General features: G+C 38.2%; 18 protein-coding genes and 1 pseudogene. 9 read left to right on the top strand and 10 right to left on the bottom strand.

Annotated features, from left to right (window positions below; all coding sequences use genetic code 11):
• Positions 1–6 precede the first annotated feature (6 nt).
• Together H2677_RS04875 and H2677_RS04880 are read right to left on the bottom strand one after the other, a co-directional pair.
• Positions 7–708: a hypothetical protein gene (locus H2677_RS04875; protein WP_212639264.1), complete on the bottom strand. Its 702-nt coding sequence runs from the start codon at positions 706–708 to the stop codon at positions 7–9.
• A complete protein-coding gene (locus H2677_RS04880; protein WP_212639265.1) occupies positions 708–2,048 on the bottom strand; it encodes a deoxyguanosinetriphosphate triphosphohydrolase in 1,341 nt (446 codons plus the stop codon). The genes H2677_RS04875 and H2677_RS04880 overlap by 1 nt, the downstream gene beginning before the upstream one ends.
• A 155-nt stretch (positions 2,049–2,203) precedes the next feature.
• Between H2677_RS04880 and H2677_RS04885 the strand changes: the two genes are divergently transcribed.
• The 3 genes from H2677_RS04885 (at position 2,204) to H2677_RS04895 (ending at position 8,231) form a co-directional block, all read left to right on the top strand.
• Positions 2,204–2,920: a hypothetical protein gene (locus tag H2677_RS04885; RefSeq protein WP_004952993.1), complete on the top strand. Its 717-nt coding sequence runs from the start codon at positions 2,204–2,206 to the stop codon at positions 2,918–2,920.
• 184 nt (positions 2,921–3,104) lie between these two features.
• Positions 3,105–6,935 (top strand): phosphoribosylformylglycinamidine synthase, encoded by a 3,831-nt coding sequence (gene purL, locus H2677_RS04890; protein WP_125298399.1) that lies wholly within the window; start codon positions 3,105–3,107, stop codon positions 6,933–6,935.
• A gap of 78 nt (positions 6,936–7,013) precedes the next feature.
• A complete protein-coding gene (locus H2677_RS04895) occupies positions 7,014–8,231 on the top strand; it encodes a multidrug effflux MFS transporter (RefSeq protein ID WP_212639266.1) in 1,218 nt (405 codons plus the stop codon).
• A 99-nt stretch (positions 8,232–8,330) separates the two neighbouring features.
• On the opposite strand, the gene H2677_RS15995 is transcribed toward H2677_RS04895, so the two are convergent.
• Complete coding sequence (locus H2677_RS15995) at positions 8,331–8,714, bottom strand: 2OG-Fe(II) oxygenase (protein ID WP_228301662.1); 384 nt, start codon at positions 8,712–8,714, stop codon at positions 8,331–8,333.
• Between the two features lie 395 nt (positions 8,715–9,109).
• On the opposite strand from H2677_RS15995, the gene H2677_RS16125 reads away from it, so the two are divergent.
• Both H2677_RS16125 and H2677_RS04905 read left to right on the top strand, forming a co-directional pair.
• Positions 9,110–9,241 (top strand): KGW motif small protein, encoded by a 132-nt coding sequence (locus H2677_RS16125; RefSeq protein ID WP_268812311.1) that lies wholly within the window; start codon positions 9,110–9,112, stop codon positions 9,239–9,241.
• Between the two features lie 60 nt (positions 9,242–9,301).
• Complete coding sequence (locus H2677_RS04905; protein ID WP_212639576.1) at positions 9,302–9,616, top strand: NGG1p interacting factor NIF3; 315 nt, start codon at positions 9,302–9,304, stop codon at positions 9,614–9,616.
• Here H2677_RS04905 and H2677_RS04910 read toward each other — a convergent pair whose 3' ends face one another.
• Positions 9,617–10,378 (bottom strand): nitroreductase family protein, encoded by a 762-nt coding sequence (locus tag H2677_RS04910; RefSeq protein ID WP_129262280.1) that lies wholly within the window; start codon positions 10,376–10,378, stop codon positions 9,617–9,619. It abuts the gene before it with no gap.
• 101 nt (positions 10,379–10,479) lie between these two features.
• Positions 10,480–11,280, bottom strand: coding sequence for an enoyl-CoA hydratase-related protein (locus H2677_RS04915; protein WP_004757674.1), 801 nt, complete (start codon positions 11,278–11,280; stop codon positions 10,480–10,482).
• A gap of 109 nt (positions 11,281–11,389) precedes the next feature.
• Here H2677_RS04915 and H2677_RS04920 point away from each other — a divergent pair, with 109 nt between their 5' ends.
• Positions 11,390–11,965 carry a nicotinate-nicotinamide nucleotide adenylyltransferase gene (locus H2677_RS04920; protein WP_212639267.1) on the top strand — a complete coding sequence of 192 codons (576 nt, stop codon included), beginning with the start codon at positions 11,390–11,392 and terminating at the stop codon, positions 11,963–11,965.
• On the opposite strand, the gene H2677_RS04925 is transcribed toward H2677_RS04920, so the two are convergent.
• A complete protein-coding gene (locus tag H2677_RS04925) occupies positions 11,962–12,873 on the bottom strand; it encodes a LysR family transcriptional regulator (protein ID WP_212639268.1) in 912 nt (303 codons plus the stop codon). The two genes, H2677_RS04920 and H2677_RS04925, sit on opposite strands and share 4 nt — an antisense overlap.
• A 98-nt stretch (positions 12,874–12,971) precedes the next feature.
• Here H2677_RS04925 and gstA point away from each other — a divergent pair, with 98 nt between their 5' ends.
• From gstA to H2677_RS04940, 3 genes are read left to right on the top strand one after another with little or no spacing between them, the layout of a single operon-like run.
• Positions 12,972–13,574, top strand: a complete 603-nt coding sequence (gstA, locus tag H2677_RS04930; protein WP_212639269.1) for a glutathione transferase GstA — start codon at positions 12,972–12,974, stop codon at positions 13,572–13,574.
• A gap of 38 nt (positions 13,575–13,612) precedes the next feature.
• On the top strand, positions 13,613–13,825 hold the full coding sequence (locus H2677_RS04935; protein ID WP_004913529.1) for a tautomerase family protein: 213 nt from the start codon (positions 13,613–13,615) through the stop codon (positions 13,823–13,825).
• Between the two features lies 1 nt (position 13,826).
• Positions 13,827–14,207: a nuclear transport factor 2 family protein gene (locus H2677_RS04940; protein ID WP_212639270.1), complete on the top strand. Its 381-nt coding sequence runs from the start codon at positions 13,827–13,829 to the stop codon at positions 14,205–14,207.
• Here H2677_RS04940 and H2677_RS04945 read toward each other — a convergent pair.
• The 4 genes and pseudogenes from H2677_RS04945 to H2677_RS04960 form a co-directional block, all read right to left on the bottom strand.
• Positions 14,208–14,570, bottom strand: a pseudogene (locus H2677_RS04945) (glyoxalase superfamily protein). It abuts the gene before it with no gap.
• Between the two features lie 12 nt (positions 14,571–14,582).
• Positions 14,583–15,146 carry a CAP domain-containing protein gene (locus tag H2677_RS04950; RefSeq protein WP_004953037.1) on the bottom strand — a complete coding sequence of 188 codons (564 nt, stop codon included), beginning with the start codon at positions 15,144–15,146 and terminating at the stop codon, positions 14,583–14,585.
• A gap of 116 nt (positions 15,147–15,262) precedes the next feature.
• The gene (locus H2677_RS04955; RefSeq protein WP_004913517.1) at positions 15,263–15,724 is read right to left on the bottom strand and encodes a peroxiredoxin; all 462 of its coding nucleotides are present in this window, start codon (positions 15,722–15,724) and stop codon (positions 15,263–15,265) included.
• A gap of 20 nt (positions 15,725–15,744) precedes the next feature.
• Positions 15,745–16,431, bottom strand: a complete 687-nt coding sequence (locus tag H2677_RS04960) for a Dph6-related ATP pyrophosphatase (protein WP_130575332.1) — start codon at positions 16,429–16,431, stop codon at positions 15,745–15,747.
• Positions 16,432–16,496: the final 65 nt, after the last annotated feature.

Below are 16,496 nucleotides of genomic sequence, written 5' to 3' on the forward strand. Positions count from 1 at the left end.
TGTCTTTCACTTATTTGTTAATGGTTGAATAGTAGATGCCATTTGTTCTAAACGCAAAATGGCTTTTAGAATTTCTTTACGATTCCGTGTGGATTTGATCCAAGCAGGTAAGCGCGAAAAATAACTGCGATTATAATTTGGAAATTTACGTTCTCTTAAATCGGCTTGAATAAAGTTTTTCAATATTTCTAAATGCGTCGGATTATAAACACAGATTTGACCCTGCCGAACAGCAATATTTAAGAATAATGAATATGAATAATAGGGATCAAAACCAACTTTGGAATAACTGAGTTTTCTTAAAGTATAGACTGAGTCATCAAACCTATTTTCTCGTAGGCAGAAATTACAACTTAAAGTTATTTGTCTTGGAACAAGTGATTTACGAGCATATTGTTTGAAGTATTTGTATTTTCCTTGCTTGCATATTGTACATTTCGTATTGATTTCGACTTCACATGCACCGCTCCATTCAGCTATATTTTGATTCAAATTAAAGTGATAACTCATGTAGTCATAACTTTGGATACGAATATGCTGTAACGCTTTGCGATAGGTACACTGGGTACAAAAGATTTTTACGGTTTCTGATTCTTTATCCTTTATTTCGATAATTTTTGCAAGCTTCTGACAGGATGGGCAATGTACCCAGATTTCAGGTTTGAGAAGAGATAGGCTATAAACTCCTTGATCAACAAATCTACCCATCAGAAAAAACCTACCTTATTTCCCTGTAACTCTTGCGCCAAGCTATAAGCCTGATGGTCTGAGAACTTACTAATAATATCTAAGACTTGCATAATATTATTGTAATGGTTGTTTTGAAAATTTGCGCCTGAATGTTGCAAAATCGACATCAAACGTTGTTCTTTAAAGCTTAATGTTTTATGCGGCATAGTCAAAGGCACAAAAGCATCTAAAATAGTCTGTAAGCTTTGATGCGCAATAATTTCTAAACCGGATTTTTGAGGATGTTCAAAAATACGATCACGTGCAAGATTTTTCGCAGTTTGAATCCCTGCTTCAATATCAGGTGAGCAATATTGTAAAAGGCTACCTTTGAGTTGACCTGTGATGATTTCATAGTGGTGTTTTGCAAAAGCCGTCGTGACTTCATCGACTAATCGTTTCATTACACGGCCACGTAAGGCTGCAATTTTTTGTTGCCAAGTGGTATGCGGTAAATGCAGCTCTTCAGGGAGACCAAAATCAGCAATCAAGTTGAGGAAAATAGGTTCAACTTCCTCATAATTCAACATATTAAGAATGATGCCATCTTCTAAATCAATCAGTGCATAACAAATATCATCAGCAGCTTCTAACAAATAAGTTAGAGGGTGACGACAATAGTGATACTCACCCAGTTTAATCAAGCCAAGCTGTTCAGCAAGCTGTTTTAAAATTTCTTTTTCTGATTGATAGCAACCAAATTTTGCTCTTTGATGGGATGGGGTATCGCCTTGTTGGTCGATGGTTTTTGATAACCAGGGGTATTTTAAATATGCACCCAATGTTGCACAGGTCAGACGCATACCACCATCATCAGGGTGGTAGTCAATACGACTGAGTAAACGAAGACCTTGCGCATTACCTTCAAATTGACGAACGTCTGCTTCTTCTTCGGGACTGAGTTTGGTCAGAAAGTCACGATGTGAGGCATCATCAAACCATTCACGTATCGCATATTCACCTGCATGACCAAAAGGGGGATTGCCAATATCGTGAGCTAAACATGCCGCTTGAATAATCGCACCGACATCAGCAGGTGAAATCCACATAGGTAATTCATCTTTGATCTTTTCTGCGGCGAGCATACCAAGCGAGCGACCAATACAAGATACTTCGAGTGAATGAGTCAATCGAGTATGAATACCATCGTGCTGAGTCAGCGGGTGAACTTGAGTTTTTCTATTCAGTTGTCGAAAACTTTGGGAAAATATAATTCTATCGTAATCTTTATGAAACGGGCTTCTAGCCAATTCTGTGCTACTTTTTTTACTACCTAAGCGAATTGCAGAGAGCAATTCCAACCAACGCATTTGTTCCATTTATCATTATTCAAACTGACTTTAATTCATCATGCCAAAAAAAAGATTAAAGCACTAGAGTAGTGCGACATAAGTTGTCTTCGATAAGTATAATGTCGCACATAGTTTCTTATTTCATCATTTAAGTTAAGTCATTTGAATATTAAGAGGGAAACATGAAGAAAAATATTGCACTCATGGCTTGTGCATTACTATCGGCTTGTAATCAAGTAGAGTCACCTGAGCTATTAGAAGTGAAACAAAAGCAAACATCCTCTGATCAGGTTGAGCAAAAAACGATAGATCAACTGAATAAAACAAATATTGTCTTAAGTGTATTTGCTTATCAAGAAACCGCAGATCAGCGCCTAGATCAACAATGTATTTGGACAGATGAAGCAAATGCAGCGGCAAAACAATATTGGAGTATTCAACCCAATATTGAGTTGAATGGGCATTCTCGTTTTAGCAAAGACGATATTGCTTTATCTGCTGTGGTATTGGTGAAACCCATCAAAAATTGTTCTGAGTTTTATAAGACTGCTCAAACTGCGTTTGCCTATGCTATTAATAATGATCGAGATTGGGTGAATAGCCTTCCAATACAATCAAATCAACTAATCCAAAACACAGATGAAACGGTTTCAATTGATTTAAATCACAATGGCAAACCTGAGCAAATTTATGTCTGTTTGAACAGTGAAAGTATGGATGTGTTCTTTAAAGATGCAATTCAGGATAAAAGCTTTATCCATGCACATGTGCAGCTTTCATATAGTGTTGAGGGTGGTGTGGACGACACTCTTGCTTGTAATGACTCATTCTTTTCTAAGCTTGGTATAATAAGAAAAGAAGACCAGCAAACTGGAAATGTGATCTACATATCAAAGTAAATGAATTGTTACGAATATACTAAACCCATAAAGCGATAAGAATTTAAGTGATTTGGGATAGAAAACTCTGATTTTTAAGATGGATATGGCTAGCTGAAAGAAGGCTTTCACAGTAGAATATGCGCTCTCTCATAAGTCACATTGCGGTAGGTTCGTTAGACCCACCCGTGGAGCCAAAGTCAACATGTTTATCGTGGCCGGTGCATCAGCACATTCTTCTTTTAAGAAAGCTCAACTCTTAAACCGTTTAGCGTCAATGAGTTCTGTTCAATCTTTTGACAGCCAGTGGGTTTATTTGTTTGATCAAGCGCTCAACGAGCAGCAACATCAATCGGCATTACAACTTTTAAACGATGGTCAATCTTTCGAACTTCGCCAAGCTGCAAGTGATGAAATCCAAATTTTAGTAACTCCACGTGTTGGCACAATCTCTCCGTGGTCGTCTAAAGCAACTGATATTTTCCAAAACTGTAATACACCAGTACACCGTCTAGAACGTGGTCTTTTATTCACGTTAAAAGGTGTCACTGAAATTACGAATGAAGTTAAACAAGTACTTCATGACCGTATGACGGAAACAGTTTTTGCTCAAATTGAAGATGCAAAAGCTTTATTCTCAGAAACTGCGCCGAAGCCACTCAACTCAATTGATATCTTGGGTCAAGGTAAAGAAGCATTAGTTAAAGCGAATAATGAGTTTGGCTTTGCTTTATCTGAGCAAGAAATTGATTACTTAACCGAAGCATTTACTAAGCTGGGTCGTAATCCAAATGACATCGAGTTAATGATGTTTGCTCAGGCGAACTCTGAACACTGTCGTCATAAAATCTTTGGTTCTGAATGGACAATTGATGGTGAAAAACAACCATTATCATTGTTCCAAATGATTAAGAATACCTATAAAGAATCTCCAACAGATGTATTGTCGGCGTATAAAGACAATGCCTCTGTGATCGTGGGTTATGACACGATGCGTTTTTATCCAAAAGCCGATGAAAATGGTCACTTTGTTTATAAATATAAGAGCCAAGCCGCTCATATTTTAATGAAGGTTGAGACGCATAACCACCCAACAGCAATTTCTCCATTTGCTGGTGCTGCAACTGGTTCAGGCGGTGAAATCCGTGATGAAGGTGCAACAGGTCGTGGTGGTAAACCAAAAGCAGGTTTAACAGGCTTTACGGTTTCTAACTTGAATATCCCTGGTTTCGAACAGCCTTGGGAAGAAAACTACGGTAAGCCTTCACGTATGGCATCGCCATTACAAATCATGATTGAAGGTCCATTGGGTGGTGCGGCGTTTAACAACGAGTTTGGTCGTCCTGCATTGAATGGTTATTTCCGTACCTTCGAACAGAATGTGAATGGTGAAGTTAAAGGCTTCCATAAACCAATTATGATCGCTGGTGGTTACGGTAACATTCGTCCTGACCACGTTGAAAAAGATGCGATTCAACCAGGTGACTTGCTCATTGTATTGGGTGGTCCTGCCATGTTAATCGGTCTTGGTGGTGGTGCTGCATCATCTGTAGACAGCGGTACCATGGGGGAGAGCTTAGACTTTGCTTCAGTACAACGTGAAAACCCAGAAATGGAACGTCGTTGCCAAGAAGTCATTGATACATGCTGGCGCTTAGAAGACTTTAACCCAATTGTGTCTGTACATGACGTGGGTGCTGGTGGTCTATCAAATGCGATGCCTGAACTAGTGAATGATCACGAGTTAGGTGCTGTATTGAACCTTCGTAAGATTCCATCTTTAGAGCCAGGCATGAGCCCGATGGAAATCTGGTCAAATGAAGCGCAAGAACGTTATGTGTTAGCGATTCGTCCAGAATCTTTAGAACAGTTTGAAGAAATTTGTGCACGTGAGCGTTGTCCGTTTGCAGTACTTGGTGAAGCGACAGAAGCACGTCATCTGACTGTTGAAGATCCGTTATTTGAAAACAATGCAGTCGATATCCCAATGCAAGTCATGTTGGGTGGTACGCCACGTATGCAACGTTCATATGAAACGATTGAACGTAAAGGTAACGACTTTGATGCATCAAAAGTTGATTTGAAAGATGCGATTTTCCGCGTATTGAAAAATCCAACTGTTGCGTCTAAATCATTCCTGATCACAATTGGTGACCGCTCGATTACAGGTATGGTTGCACGTGATCAAATGGTTGGCCGTTGGCAGGTTCCTGTTGCAGATGCAGCAGTAACGACGACAAGCTTGCAAGGCTTTACAGGTGAAGCTATGGCGATGGGTGAGCGTCCACCAGTTGCTTTGTTAAATCCTGCTGCATCTGCACGTTTAGCGGTTGCGGAAGCAATTACCAATATTGCCTGTGCCAACATCGAACAAATCAGTGATATCAAGCTTTCTGCGAACTGGATGGCTGCGGCTGGTCAAAAAGGTGAAGATCAAGCCTTGTTTGAAGGTGTGAAAGCGATTGGTATGGAAATGTGTCCTGCATTGGGTATCGCTATTCCTGTCGGTAAAGACTCACTTTCAATGCGTACCACTTGGAATGATGGTGAAGATAAAGCCGTAACCTCTCCAATGACAGGCGTAATCACTGCGTTTGCACCTGTTTTAGATGTACGTAAAACATTAACACCTGAACTGAAGAACTTAGCAGACTCAGTACTTGTACGTATCGATTTATCTAAAGGTCAATTCCGTTTAGGTGGTTCGATCCTTGCGCAAGTATATAAAGCAATCGGTTCTGTTACCCCTGATGTTGATAGTTTTGATGACTTCAAAGCATTCTTTGCCTTGATTCAAGACTGGAACAATCGTGGCGTGATCAAAGCTTACCATGACATTGGTGATGGTGGTCTATTGGCGACTGTTGCTGAAATGATGTTCGCATCGCGTTTAGGTGTTGCTCTAGAAAATCAATCAACTGAAAGCTTATTTGCTGAAGAAATTGGTGCAGTACTTCAAATTACGGCTGCTGATTGGGCGCAGTTAGAAGTTGAAGTTGCAGCATCTAGCTTGAAAGATACAATTGCTGTTGTTGGTCGTGTGAATACAACTGATCAATTGGTTGTAAATGGTTTAACGCTTGAGCGTGCTGAATTACAACAAGCTTGGGCTGAAGTGTCACATCAGATCCAACGTTTACGTGACAACGTTGAAACAGCTGATCAAGAATTTGCTTTAATTGCAGATAAGAACCACAAAGGTTTAATTGCACAACCAACATATGACTTAAATGAGCCAGTTGAAGCGCCGTTTATCAATACACGTCGTCCAAATATGGCAATTTTGCGTGAGCAAGGTGTAAATGGTCATGTGGAAATGGCGGCAGCCTTTGACAAAGTAGGCTTCAATACTATCGACGTACACATGAGTGATTTACTTGCAGGTCGTGTGAGCTTAAGCGACTTTGAAGGTTTAGTGGCATGTGGCGGCTTCTCATACGGTGACGTGATGGGTGCTGGTGGTGGCTGGGCGAAATCAGTATTGTTCAATGCGAAACTACGTGATCAGTTCGAACAATTCTTCCATCGTGAAAATACATTCAGCTTAGGCGTATGTAACGGCTGTCAAATGATGTCACAACTTGCTCCGCTGATTCCTGGTGCAGAGCATTGGGGACGTTTCCATCGTAACATGTCAGAAGTATTTGAAGCGCGTGCAGTGAATGTTCGTGTAGAGAAATCTGTTTCTGTGTTGCTTGAAGATATGCAAGGTTCGATTTTACCAATCGCAGTTGCGCATGGTGAAGGTCGTTTAGTTGCGACAGAACAACAACTTGCCGCTTTAAATGCAGAGAACCAAGTCATCTTGCGTTATGTAGATAGCTTGGGTAATCCAACTCAGCACTATCCATTGAACCCGAATGGTTCACCTGAAGCGATTACCGGACAAACTTCTAAAGATGGTCGCGCAACAGTAATGATGCCACACCCAGAGCGTAACTTCCGTGCTTTACAACATTCTTGGAAGCCTGAAGATTGGGCTGAAGATGGTGCTTGGTTGCGTATGTTCCGCAACGCACGTAAGTTCATTGGTTAATATGAAATAAAAAATAAGCCACCGTAAGGTGGCTTATTTCATTCAAGTATAAAAATGAATATTGATGGAGAATAACAAATGAAATCAAAAATCAATTTCCACGAATTTGCTTTACTTATGGCATTACTAATGTCGATCGTTTCTTTCTCAATTGATGCAGTATTACCTGCTTTAGGTGAGATCAGAAAAGTTTTTATTTTACAGAATGATAATCAAGCACAATGGGTCATCATTACAATTTTCTCTGGTATGACCTTAGGTCAGTTGATTGCAGGGCCATTATCGGATGCGATTGGACGTAAACGGATTTTATTTACAGGGATTGTCATTTACTTTCTAGGAAGCTTGTTGTCTTATTCCACACAAAGTTTTGAATGGTTTTTAGTTGGGCGATTTATTCAAGGAATAGGGGTGTCTGGCCCTTATGTAGCTTCTATTTCCATTGTGCGAGATAAATATAGCGGTGCCCAAATGGCACGTATCATGTCTTTGATCATGATGGTATTTATGGTTGCTCCAGCTGTTGCACCAAGTTTAGGACAATTGATTATTCATTTCTTTGGATGGCGAGATATTTTTGTCTTATATATGGTTTACGCCACCATCGTTGGATTATGGGTTGCTTTACGTTTAGAAGAAACCTTAGCCCCAGAAAATCGTTTACCTATGCGTGTAGAAGCATTTAAAGATGGCTTTAAGGAAGTGGTGAGTAATAAAACCACGATGAGTTATCTGTTGTGTGCTGGCTTTTGTTTTGGTGGGTTTATTGGTTATTTAGGAACTTCACAACAAATTTTTATGCAGCAGTTTGGTAAAACAGGTGCAGAGTTTAGTGCTTATTTTGCTGTGTTAGCAGGTGTGATGGGGATTGCTTCATTTACTAACTCTAAAATCGTAATGAAGTTTGGTATGCGTCCAATCTGTATTTATGGTTTTTTGGGTTTATGTTTAATTTCTTTGATATTCCTGATTATTCAGCTTGTTGGCGTTCAGATTTCTTTTTGGATGTTTATGCTGTATGCATGCATTCTATTTTTATTGTTTGGAACTTTATTTGGTAATTTAAATGCAATCGCTATGGAACCGATGGGGCATGTCGCAGGAATGGCTTCAGCGATTATTGGTGCATCATCTTCTGTACTGTCTTTAATTCTGGCTTCGATTATTGGACAGTTATATAACGGGACATTAGTTCCAATGACCAGTGGTTTTGTGATTTTATGTGGTTTATCTTTTGCGATGACAATATATGAGAAGCGATATTTAACAAATAAAAAAGGTGTTGGCATGCAATAAAAATAAGCTGGTTTGTAGAAAACAATAAATATAGGTATTTTGATTCGTTGAAATAAAAGCCATTATGAAATGGCTTTTATCTATATCAGCTTATTGGATTTAAGGATCCTGATGTTTTAAGAGCATCGGATGTTTATACATTACATCGGTACGTAGTACGTATTTCTGACCTGAAAGCACAGGTGCTCCCTCATGTAATTGCTGATGCTCAAATACTAATATTTGCCCAAGTTTGGGTTGAATACTCGCGATTTGAGTTTCCTTACAGGGTTTCAGCATGCCACTATCACGGTAAAACACTGTTTCTCCACCCGTAAAATCTTCGCTCAGATAGATCAATAATGTAAGTTGACTACTATGCCAATCATTCACCTCATAAATCCCATCCCAATGTGGTCTAAATGTTTCGCCATTTTCATAACGATAAAAACGAAAACGTTCATTTAAGCCACTTAATGTCCAACCATTCAATTGCTCAGGCAAGAGATGTTTGAGTTTGGAAAATAGTGTTTCGGCAAGCTGAATATCATCATAAATGACTCGTTTATTATTTCTGACATTGGTAAGAACTTGACGAGCTGAGTTTAGGAATATATCTGCTGTTTCATAATGATATTGATGACTAAGTTCGATGAATGAGAGACATTCTTGATTTGAAAAGACATCATCTACAGTAAAAATTAAAGGTGAGTTCTGATGTGTTTGTCGTTTTTCTTGTTGTAGAAAAAGAGTTTGAGTTGAAGTTATCCCATTTTGATGACCTATATCATTTTTAGTTGTAATTGGTTATTTTATCATCTTAATCAGTTTAATTACTATTATTTAATATGGTTCAATTTTTGCATTCTCAATAATGATCATAAGAATTGGAGAACAACATGATGAAAAATGCAAATCACATGAGAACAATCTATAGCAAAGATAAAGGTTGGTTTTGGTTTGGTTTAACGGTTGCTATCCAAGTTGTATTCATTGTTGTTAGTTACCTAGTGATGAATATTTCGCTTTGATATTTCATTGTTTTTAAGCTTATGATTGATGATCAGCAAGAGTTCAACATCATTAAGAATATGCTAAAACTTATTTATTATGTGCCTGAATCACATCTTGAATCCACCAAACAGGCTATCTTTGACGCTGGTGCGGGCGGTATTGGCAATTATGAGCACTGTGCTTGGCAAGTGAAAGGAATAGGGCAGTTTAAGCCTGTTAAAGGTGCAAATCCATTTTTAGGACAATTAGACGAACTAGAGCAGCTTGAAGAATGGCGTGTAGAAACCATTGTGCCTGAAGAAAAAGCCAGTGCCGTGGCAAAAGCATTAAAGGCAAGCCATCCTTATGAAGAGCCTGCCTTTGAGTTTATTCAAATATTAGATATTGAATAATTATACTTTTTGAATAAATAAATCACGATCAAAACGATATTGTGGGAAGAACACACCATCTGTAGCCCGTTCACCTGCACCAATCACCATCACAGGATATTGTTGATCATTTAGCTTTAAAATTTTACGAACCAAAGGTTCATCAAAACCTTCCATCATACAACTATCAAAACCATAAGCGCGTAAAGCTAATACAAGGTTTTCACAGGCTAAAGCTGTGGTTTTAGTTGCCCATAATTTGGCATCGGCAGGGTTAAATGCAGTCACAGGAAGTTGTTTATCAAGTGTACGGGCTACTTTAAATGCAACTTTTTTGAAGTTACCTAATGCATTGAAATAACCTGTTTTATAGTTGTAGGGAATAAAGCGGTAATACTTTTGAACTGCTGGTGGTGCTTCGGGAAATGGAAACTCGCTGATATTTAGTTTTGCCATCTCATCAACACGATCTGTTCTAGCGACACATACGATTAATTCGGATGCAGTTTTAGCAGCAAGTTGTCCTAAACACGCTTTAACCAGTTGCTTTTTCTTGCTTGGATTTTGCACCACATAGAATGTCCAAGGCTGTAAGTTTGATGAGTTGGGTGCAAGCAGTGCCAAGTCTAAACATTCATCTAAAATCTCACTTGGAATCGGTTTATCAGTGAACTTACGTACTGAACGACGGCTTTCAATGACTTTACGGAAATTGGCAACATCAATATCTTGAGGGGCAGGTTCGTAGTAGCGTTTTTTTTCGGTTTGATTTTGTTCAGACATGAGAATAAATGTTCCTATAAGTTTGTTGTTAATATTGGGACGTTAAATAAAAAAACCACCCAGTCTTGACTAAGTGGTTTGTATAAAAACAGTGAAATGTATTAATTGAACTGTGAGAAGTCAGGCTTACGTTTTTGCATAAATGCTTGTACAGCTTCCATCATTTCAGGTGAGCGTACACGCTGCATAAAGATTTCAGCTTCTTCATCGACACAAGCAATAATTTCAGCTAAGTCTTTTTTCATTAGCGCTTTACTTTGTTTTAGAGATGCTAATGGTAATGCTGCTAAATGTTGAGCGGTTTGTTGAGCGGTTGCATAGGCATCTTCAACAACGTCATTTACAAGATTTGCTTTTACTGCTGTTGCTGCATCAAATTTCTTTGCTGTGAATAATAATTCAGCCGCTTTTTGATAGCCTGCTTGTTTGACTAATAAACGGCTCGCAGCACCTTCAGGAGAAAGACCTAAACTTACGAATGGAATTTGGAATAGGGCAGTATTGTCTGCAAATACGATGTCAGCATGTAATAAGATTGTTACACCAATACCAATTGCAACACCTTTCACTGCGATAATAAGTGGCTTAGAAAAGCGAGCCGCAGCTTTTAATAATACAAATGGAGGTTGATCACCCGCTTTGCCTTCATATGGCTTTTGCATAAAGCCCATGAAGTCTTTCATATCATTACCCGCAGTAAAATCTTGTTCTGCACCACGGAAAATCACAACACGTACATCTTTATTTGTATCAGCTTCATCTAATGCTTTTGCAATCCAAAGATAAAGTTCACCGTAAAGTGCATTTTTGGCTTCTGAACGGTTAATGGCTAAGGTGAGTACGCCATCTTCTAAATTTGCTTGCAAATGTTGATGAGGTTGTTGAATACAGCTAAGTGTCATCGTACTATCCTTGCTTTAATCCAGATTGATTTTTAAAGTGCTCTCATTATGTCGCATATTTGCGTTACATGGTGCAACTGATGAGTTCACAAAAAGTGAAATTACGCCTATGTACACATTTGACTATCTTGTTTTTATTGGACGCTTTCAGCCTTTTCATTTGGCACATCTACAAACCATTGAAATTGCGTTACAGCAAAGTCAGAACGTGATATTGGCATTAGGTTCAGCACAATCAGAACGGAATATCAAAAATCCATTTTTAGCTCATGAACGTGAGCAAATGATTCTGTCTAACTTTTCAGAAGATGATCAGAAGCGGATTCATTTCGTGCATGTGGTTGATGTATATAACGATGAAAAATGGGTCAAACAAGTCAAAACATTGGTTAATATAGTGGTTCAGCCAAATGCAAAAGTAGGTTTGATTGGTCACTTCAAAGATGAATCTTCTTATTATTTAGCTTTATTTCCAGAATGGGAAATGGTTGAGTTGGATAGTTTAAAGGATTCTATTTCAGCTACGCCTATGCGAGAAGCCTATTATCGAGGTGAGATTCAAACTAAATTTTTCCCTGAAGGCACGATTGAATTTCTGACTGAATTTAAAAATACAAAAGTCTATGCGGAATTGCAGCGTAAATATCTTGCGGGTGATAAAAGTAATTTGGATGAATGTTTTTAAGATTTTAGTTCTTTAAGCAGAAAATCGATGAAAACACGAATATGGAAAGATTCGTATTTTTTTGATGGATAAAGTAAAGAAAATGGGCGTGAAGTGCCTGAAAATTCGCTAAGCACCTCAATCAAATCTCCATTCTTAAGCTCTTTTTCTACAATGAAACGATAGGTTTGTAATAAACCAGCGCTATGTTTTGCCAGTGTTACCGTACCTAAAATATCATCTAAGCAACGAATATTTCCTGCACTTTGATATTCAATTATTTGTTGATTAGAGGTAAATAGCCACGGAACATTTTTCCCTGTACTGGGAAGAACAAACTGAATACATTGATGATGCTGTAAATCTTCAAGGCTTTGCGGTGTTCCGAATTGTTTTAAATACTCAGGCGACGCCACTACAATCAGTTCAGCCTGTTCTAGTTGCCGTGCAATCAAATTTGAATCAGCAAATTGTCGTCCACGAATCGCCAGATCATATCCTTCTGCTATAAAGTCCACATTTTTATTGGTGAGTTGAACATCTACTTTGATGCTTGGATATTGCAGTGAAAACTTTGCCAATAACGGGAGGATGCGATAGTGTCCATATGGTGTTGGAACACTGATACGAATTAAACCAGAGGGTTGCTGTGTTTGATTTTTGAGTTGCTGTTCTGCTTCTAAAATTTGATTCAGCGCTTGTTTACATTCATCAAAATAGATTTTTCCTTGCGCAGTTAAACGGACTTGTCGAGTCGTTCTTACAAACAATGGAGTCGCTAAATGCTTCTCTAATCGAGCAATGGAGCGACTGACCGCTGCTGGACTCACACCTGCATGTAAGGCTGCTTTGGAAAAGCTTTCATATTCTGCTACTAAGCAAAACAATTCGACGCTACTAAACATCATCCGTTTTAGAGGGTGATTCATTCATTACACCATGTAAAAAATGATTTGAGTTGTAAGCTATTTAAGCACATATAAGTAAACAATAAGATGATTCGCATACCTTGTATGGAGTTATTTTTATGAAATTGTTCTATTCACCAAATGCATGTTCGCTAGCCCCACATATCGTTTTAAGAGAGCTTGGGCTTCCATTTGATTTAATCAAAGTCGATTTGCAACAGCATTTAACTGAACTAGGTGAGGACTTTTATAGACTCAATAAGAAGGGACAAGTACCTGTATTACAGCTGGAAGATGGTTCTTTTTTAACGGAAGGTGCTGTGATTAGTCAGTTTCTTGTTGATCAATTCGAACGTAAGGATTTATTACCTGAAATAAACACCGTAGAGCGTTATCAAACACTTTCTTGGATGAATTTTATTGCTGCAGAAATTCATAAAGCATATTCACCATTTTTCCATGAATCCTATGGCGAAGATTCTAAAACTATCTTTAGTACGATTTTAAATAAACACTATGCGTGGATTGATCAACAGTTAGATGGGCAAAACTATTTAATGGGAAGTAATTTTACCATTGCTGATATTTATCTATTTGTGGTGACACGCTGGGCTGACTTTATTGGACTTGATCTTGAGCATTTTATTCATTTAACAGCTTTTATGCAGCGAATTGCTCATCGTCAAACGGTTCAAGACGCAATAGCTGCCGAAGCATCTTAGTATTCTTGCCATCTATAAAATTATAAAAGGAGATCCGCATGCCTTATATTTTAATTCAAATTACTAAAGAAAATGTCTCTACTGCACAGAAACAACAGTTGATTCAAGAGGCTACAGATTTAGTGGTTCGGGTGCTTCATAAAGACCCAGCTACTACATTTGTGGTCATTGATGAAGTTGATACAGATAACTGGGGTGTGGCAGGCGAATCAGTTTCGACCATACGCAATAGACAAAGAATAGGTACATAAGATGCAAAATAATCCGATAATTAAGATTCAACAGCAACTCGAAAAATACTTTGATGGTTTGTACTTTTGTGATGTGGGTAAATTACAGGACGTATTTCATTCCGATGCAACTTACATCAACGCAACGGACGAGCCTATGCTTAAGTTAGATATGGATAGTTATTTCACTATTGTGGAAAAGCGTATTTCACCCGCATCTCAAAACCAATTAAGACAAGATAAGATTGTTTCAATCAATTTGATTCATGATCAGTTAGCGATGGTATATGTTGAATGTGTGATTGAGCCTAAATATTTTTATGATGCACTGACATTAGTACACAAGCAGGGTGAGTGGAAAATTATTTCTAAAGTCTTTCATTATCAACTTTTAGCGGACTAATTAAGCATCTTCCCAAAAGATAATTCGATTGGAAAAGGGATCAGTGATACTCAGTTCTAATGTTTCCCAATCTGTTTTTTCAACTTGGGGTTTAGCAAACTTATAATCCTTAACCTCAAGTTCATTTTTTAACAAGCTGAGATTCTCCCAGTAAATACGAATCGCACTATGCGGACTCGCATCACCGAAGTGTTCGGACAAATGGAGAATACAATCGTCTTTGGAAATTTGTAGATAAATAGAGAAGTTGTCCCCGAAAGTATGCTGTCAATCGATTTGGAAGCCCAAATAATCAAGATAAAATGATTGTGCTAATTTAATGTCAAAGATACGAAAAATAGGAATGATCGAGCCATTTTGCATAGGTATTTCCTGTTAACGAATTCCAAATTGTTGTGCCCAGTATGGCTTTTGTTTTTCAGTGGAGTCAAAGGTACATGCGACTGCATAGTCTGTAAATTTTGGATTCATTATATTGGCACAATGCATGGGGCTGTTTAGCCAAGTAGTTAATACTTCATTCAAGTTTTTCTGCCCACGTGCAACATTCTCACCGCCGCCGCGTCCTTTAAACTGATAAAGTTTCAAGCGAGCTTTGAGGTCTAAACCGCCCTGACTACGATGCCCTAAAAAATTATATTGAGCCATATCTATGGCATGAGCATAAGCACTTCTAGCCAAATGTTCATTCCATACTAAGGGTGATGTTGCTGAAAAATGTCGTTGTCCACATTGACGCGCTTGTTGCCGAATTTCGTTAATCGACTGCAAGATGGTTTGTTGATAAGCTGGGTTTTGTAAGTCTTCACAGCGTATTTCGTTTGATAATTTCTGAACTTGAGAGGTTGAAGTAGAATATTCTTGTGAACGTGTTGGAGTGCTGATACTGCATCCAGAAATAAACAACGGAAATAAAATTAAAACTTGGATCGATTTCATTTTTTAAGATTTAGGTTCGTTATTTTAATCGTTTAATGATACGTTATTTTAGTTTAGGGCTACAATTTAACTGTAAAAAAAGCGAGTATAAACTCGCTTTTTTGAAGGCAAGCAAATTAAGCAGATTGTAAAACTTTTAAATCTTCCAATACTTGTTCAGCATGTCCTGCAGCTTTAACTTTACGATAGCTTTTCACCAATTGCTTATTGTGAAAAATAAAGGTTGAACGTTCGATGCCCATGACTTGTTTGCCATACATATTTTTTTCTTTAATGACATCAAAATGTTTACATAAGATTTCTTGTCGATCACTAATCAGATTGAAATTAAGTGATTGCTTTTCAGTGAAGTTCTGGTGAGATTTAACAGAATCACGTGAGACACCGATAATTTGACAGTTTAAAGCTGCAAACTGATCTTTTAAACATGAAAAACCGATCGCCTGAGTTGTACAGCCAGGTGTGGAATCTTTAGGGTAAAAATATAAAACTAACCATTCACTTTCGATTTGTGTCAGGTTAAGTTCACCTTCAGTTGTCGGGAAGCTTTGATCAGGTAATTGAATATTCTCAGACATGTCTCATCCTTCAATAAAGGTTATGGTTGATCTAGTTCAAGTGGTAAAAATGCATATTCTTCATGATAAACAATTTCACCATGGCGTATAGGAATTGCTTTGTTAAAAATGGGACCATTGATCACTGTGGTGTGAAATTCACCACTTTCGCCACATGGATCAATACCGCGATCTTCCAGTTCTTGGATATATTCCAAAGTAAGTGTTTTACCTAAGTCTTCAACGCGCATCCCCAATTTGAGATTGACGGTAACAATAACACTGTGAAAACCAAGTGAAATAAATTCCTCAACGACTTGTTTGTGTGGTCTTAACCAAAGTGGCATGCCTAACTTGAGCCCAACCTGTTGAGTGACTTTATCGTGCCAGCAACCATGCTGTGGCATGTCGAGATCGCCAGTAACGAGTACTTCAGCTCCATGAGCTTTAGCCTGATGAAGTAAATCAATAAACTTACTTTCATAATCAGACCAACTCGATGAAGTCATATAAACAGGTAAACCTATCGCATCAGCTTGAGCACGAATGATATCTAGGGGCATTGCGTGCGAACGTGATCGTTGTCCTTGTTCCTCTAACATCACAATTAAGCCTAACACCGTCCCTTTATGCATAGCATGGTACAAGGCGAGAGAGCTATCTTTGCCTCCACTGAATGAAACAATTGATCGTCGATTTTCAGCATTGGTTTTCCATTGATCGTGCATGAATTTAGTCAATTTCTTTAGGTGATTCAAATATTAACAGAACTAAAAAAAGCCTGCATAAATGC

The organism is Acinetobacter junii (assembly GCF_018336855.1).
GTDB classification, from domain to species: Bacteria; Pseudomonadota; Gammaproteobacteria; order Pseudomonadales; family Moraxellaceae; genus Acinetobacter; species Acinetobacter junii.

What these genes read in the sequence shown, in the direction of transcription:
- H2677_RS04875 (WP_212639264.1), bottom strand. Translation starts at nt 708, where the DNA reads ATGGGTAGATTTGTTGATCAAGGAGTTTATAGCCTATCTCTTCTCAAA.
- H2677_RS04895 (WP_212639266.1), top strand. Translation starts at nt 7,014, where the DNA reads ATGAAATCAAAAATCAATTTCCACGAATTTGCTTTACTTATGGCATTA.
- H2677_RS04950 (WP_004953037.1), bottom strand. Translation starts at nt 15,146, where the DNA reads ATGAAATCGATCCAAGTTTTAATTTTATTTCCGTTGTTTATTTCTGGA.
- gstA (WP_212639269.1), top strand. Translation starts at nt 12,972, where the DNA reads ATGAAATTGTTCTATTCACCAAATGCATGTTCGCTAGCCCCACATATC.
- H2677_RS04910 (WP_129262280.1), bottom strand. Translation starts at nt 10,378, where the DNA reads ATGTCTGAACAAAATCAAACCGAAAAAAAACGCTACTACGAACCTGCC.
- H2677_RS04880 (WP_212639265.1), bottom strand. Translation starts at nt 2,048, where the DNA reads ATGGAACAAATGCGTTGGTTGGAATTGCTCTCTGCAATTCGCTTAGGT.
- H2677_RS04940 (WP_212639270.1), top strand. Translation starts at nt 13,827, where the DNA reads ATGCAAAATAATCCGATAATTAAGATTCAACAGCAACTCGAAAAATAC.
- purL (WP_125298399.1), top strand. Translation starts at nt 3,105, where the DNA reads ATGTTTATCGTGGCCGGTGCATCAGCACATTCTTCTTTTAAGAAAGCT.
- H2677_RS04935 (WP_004913529.1), top strand. Translation starts at nt 13,613, where the DNA reads ATGCCTTATATTTTAATTCAAATTACTAAAGAAAATGTCTCTACTGCA.
- H2677_RS04920 (WP_212639267.1), top strand. Translation starts at nt 11,390, where the DNA reads ATGTACACATTTGACTATCTTGTTTTTATTGGACGCTTTCAGCCTTTT.
- H2677_RS04905 (WP_212639576.1), top strand. Translation starts at nt 9,302, where the DNA reads ATGCTAAAACTTATTTATTATGTGCCTGAATCACATCTTGAATCCACC.
- H2677_RS16125 (WP_268812311.1), top strand. Translation starts at nt 9,110, where the DNA reads ATGATGAAAAATGCAAATCACATGAGAACAATCTATAGCAAAGATAAA.
- H2677_RS04955 (WP_004913517.1), bottom strand. Translation starts at nt 15,724, where the DNA reads ATGTCTGAGAATATTCAATTACCTGATCAAAGCTTCCCGACAACTGAA.
- H2677_RS04885 (WP_004952993.1), top strand. Translation starts at nt 2,204, where the DNA reads ATGAAGAAAAATATTGCACTCATGGCTTGTGCATTACTATCGGCTTGT.
- H2677_RS04925 (WP_212639268.1), bottom strand. Translation starts at nt 12,873, where the DNA reads ATGAATCACCCTCTAAAACGGATGATGTTTAGTAGCGTCGAATTGTTT.
- H2677_RS04915 (WP_004757674.1), bottom strand. Translation starts at nt 11,280, where the DNA reads ATGACACTTAGCTGTATTCAACAACCTCATCAACATTTGCAAGCAAAT.
- H2677_RS04960 (WP_130575332.1), bottom strand. Translation starts at nt 16,431, where the DNA reads ATGCACGATCAATGGAAAACCAATGCTGAAAATCGACGATCAATTGTT.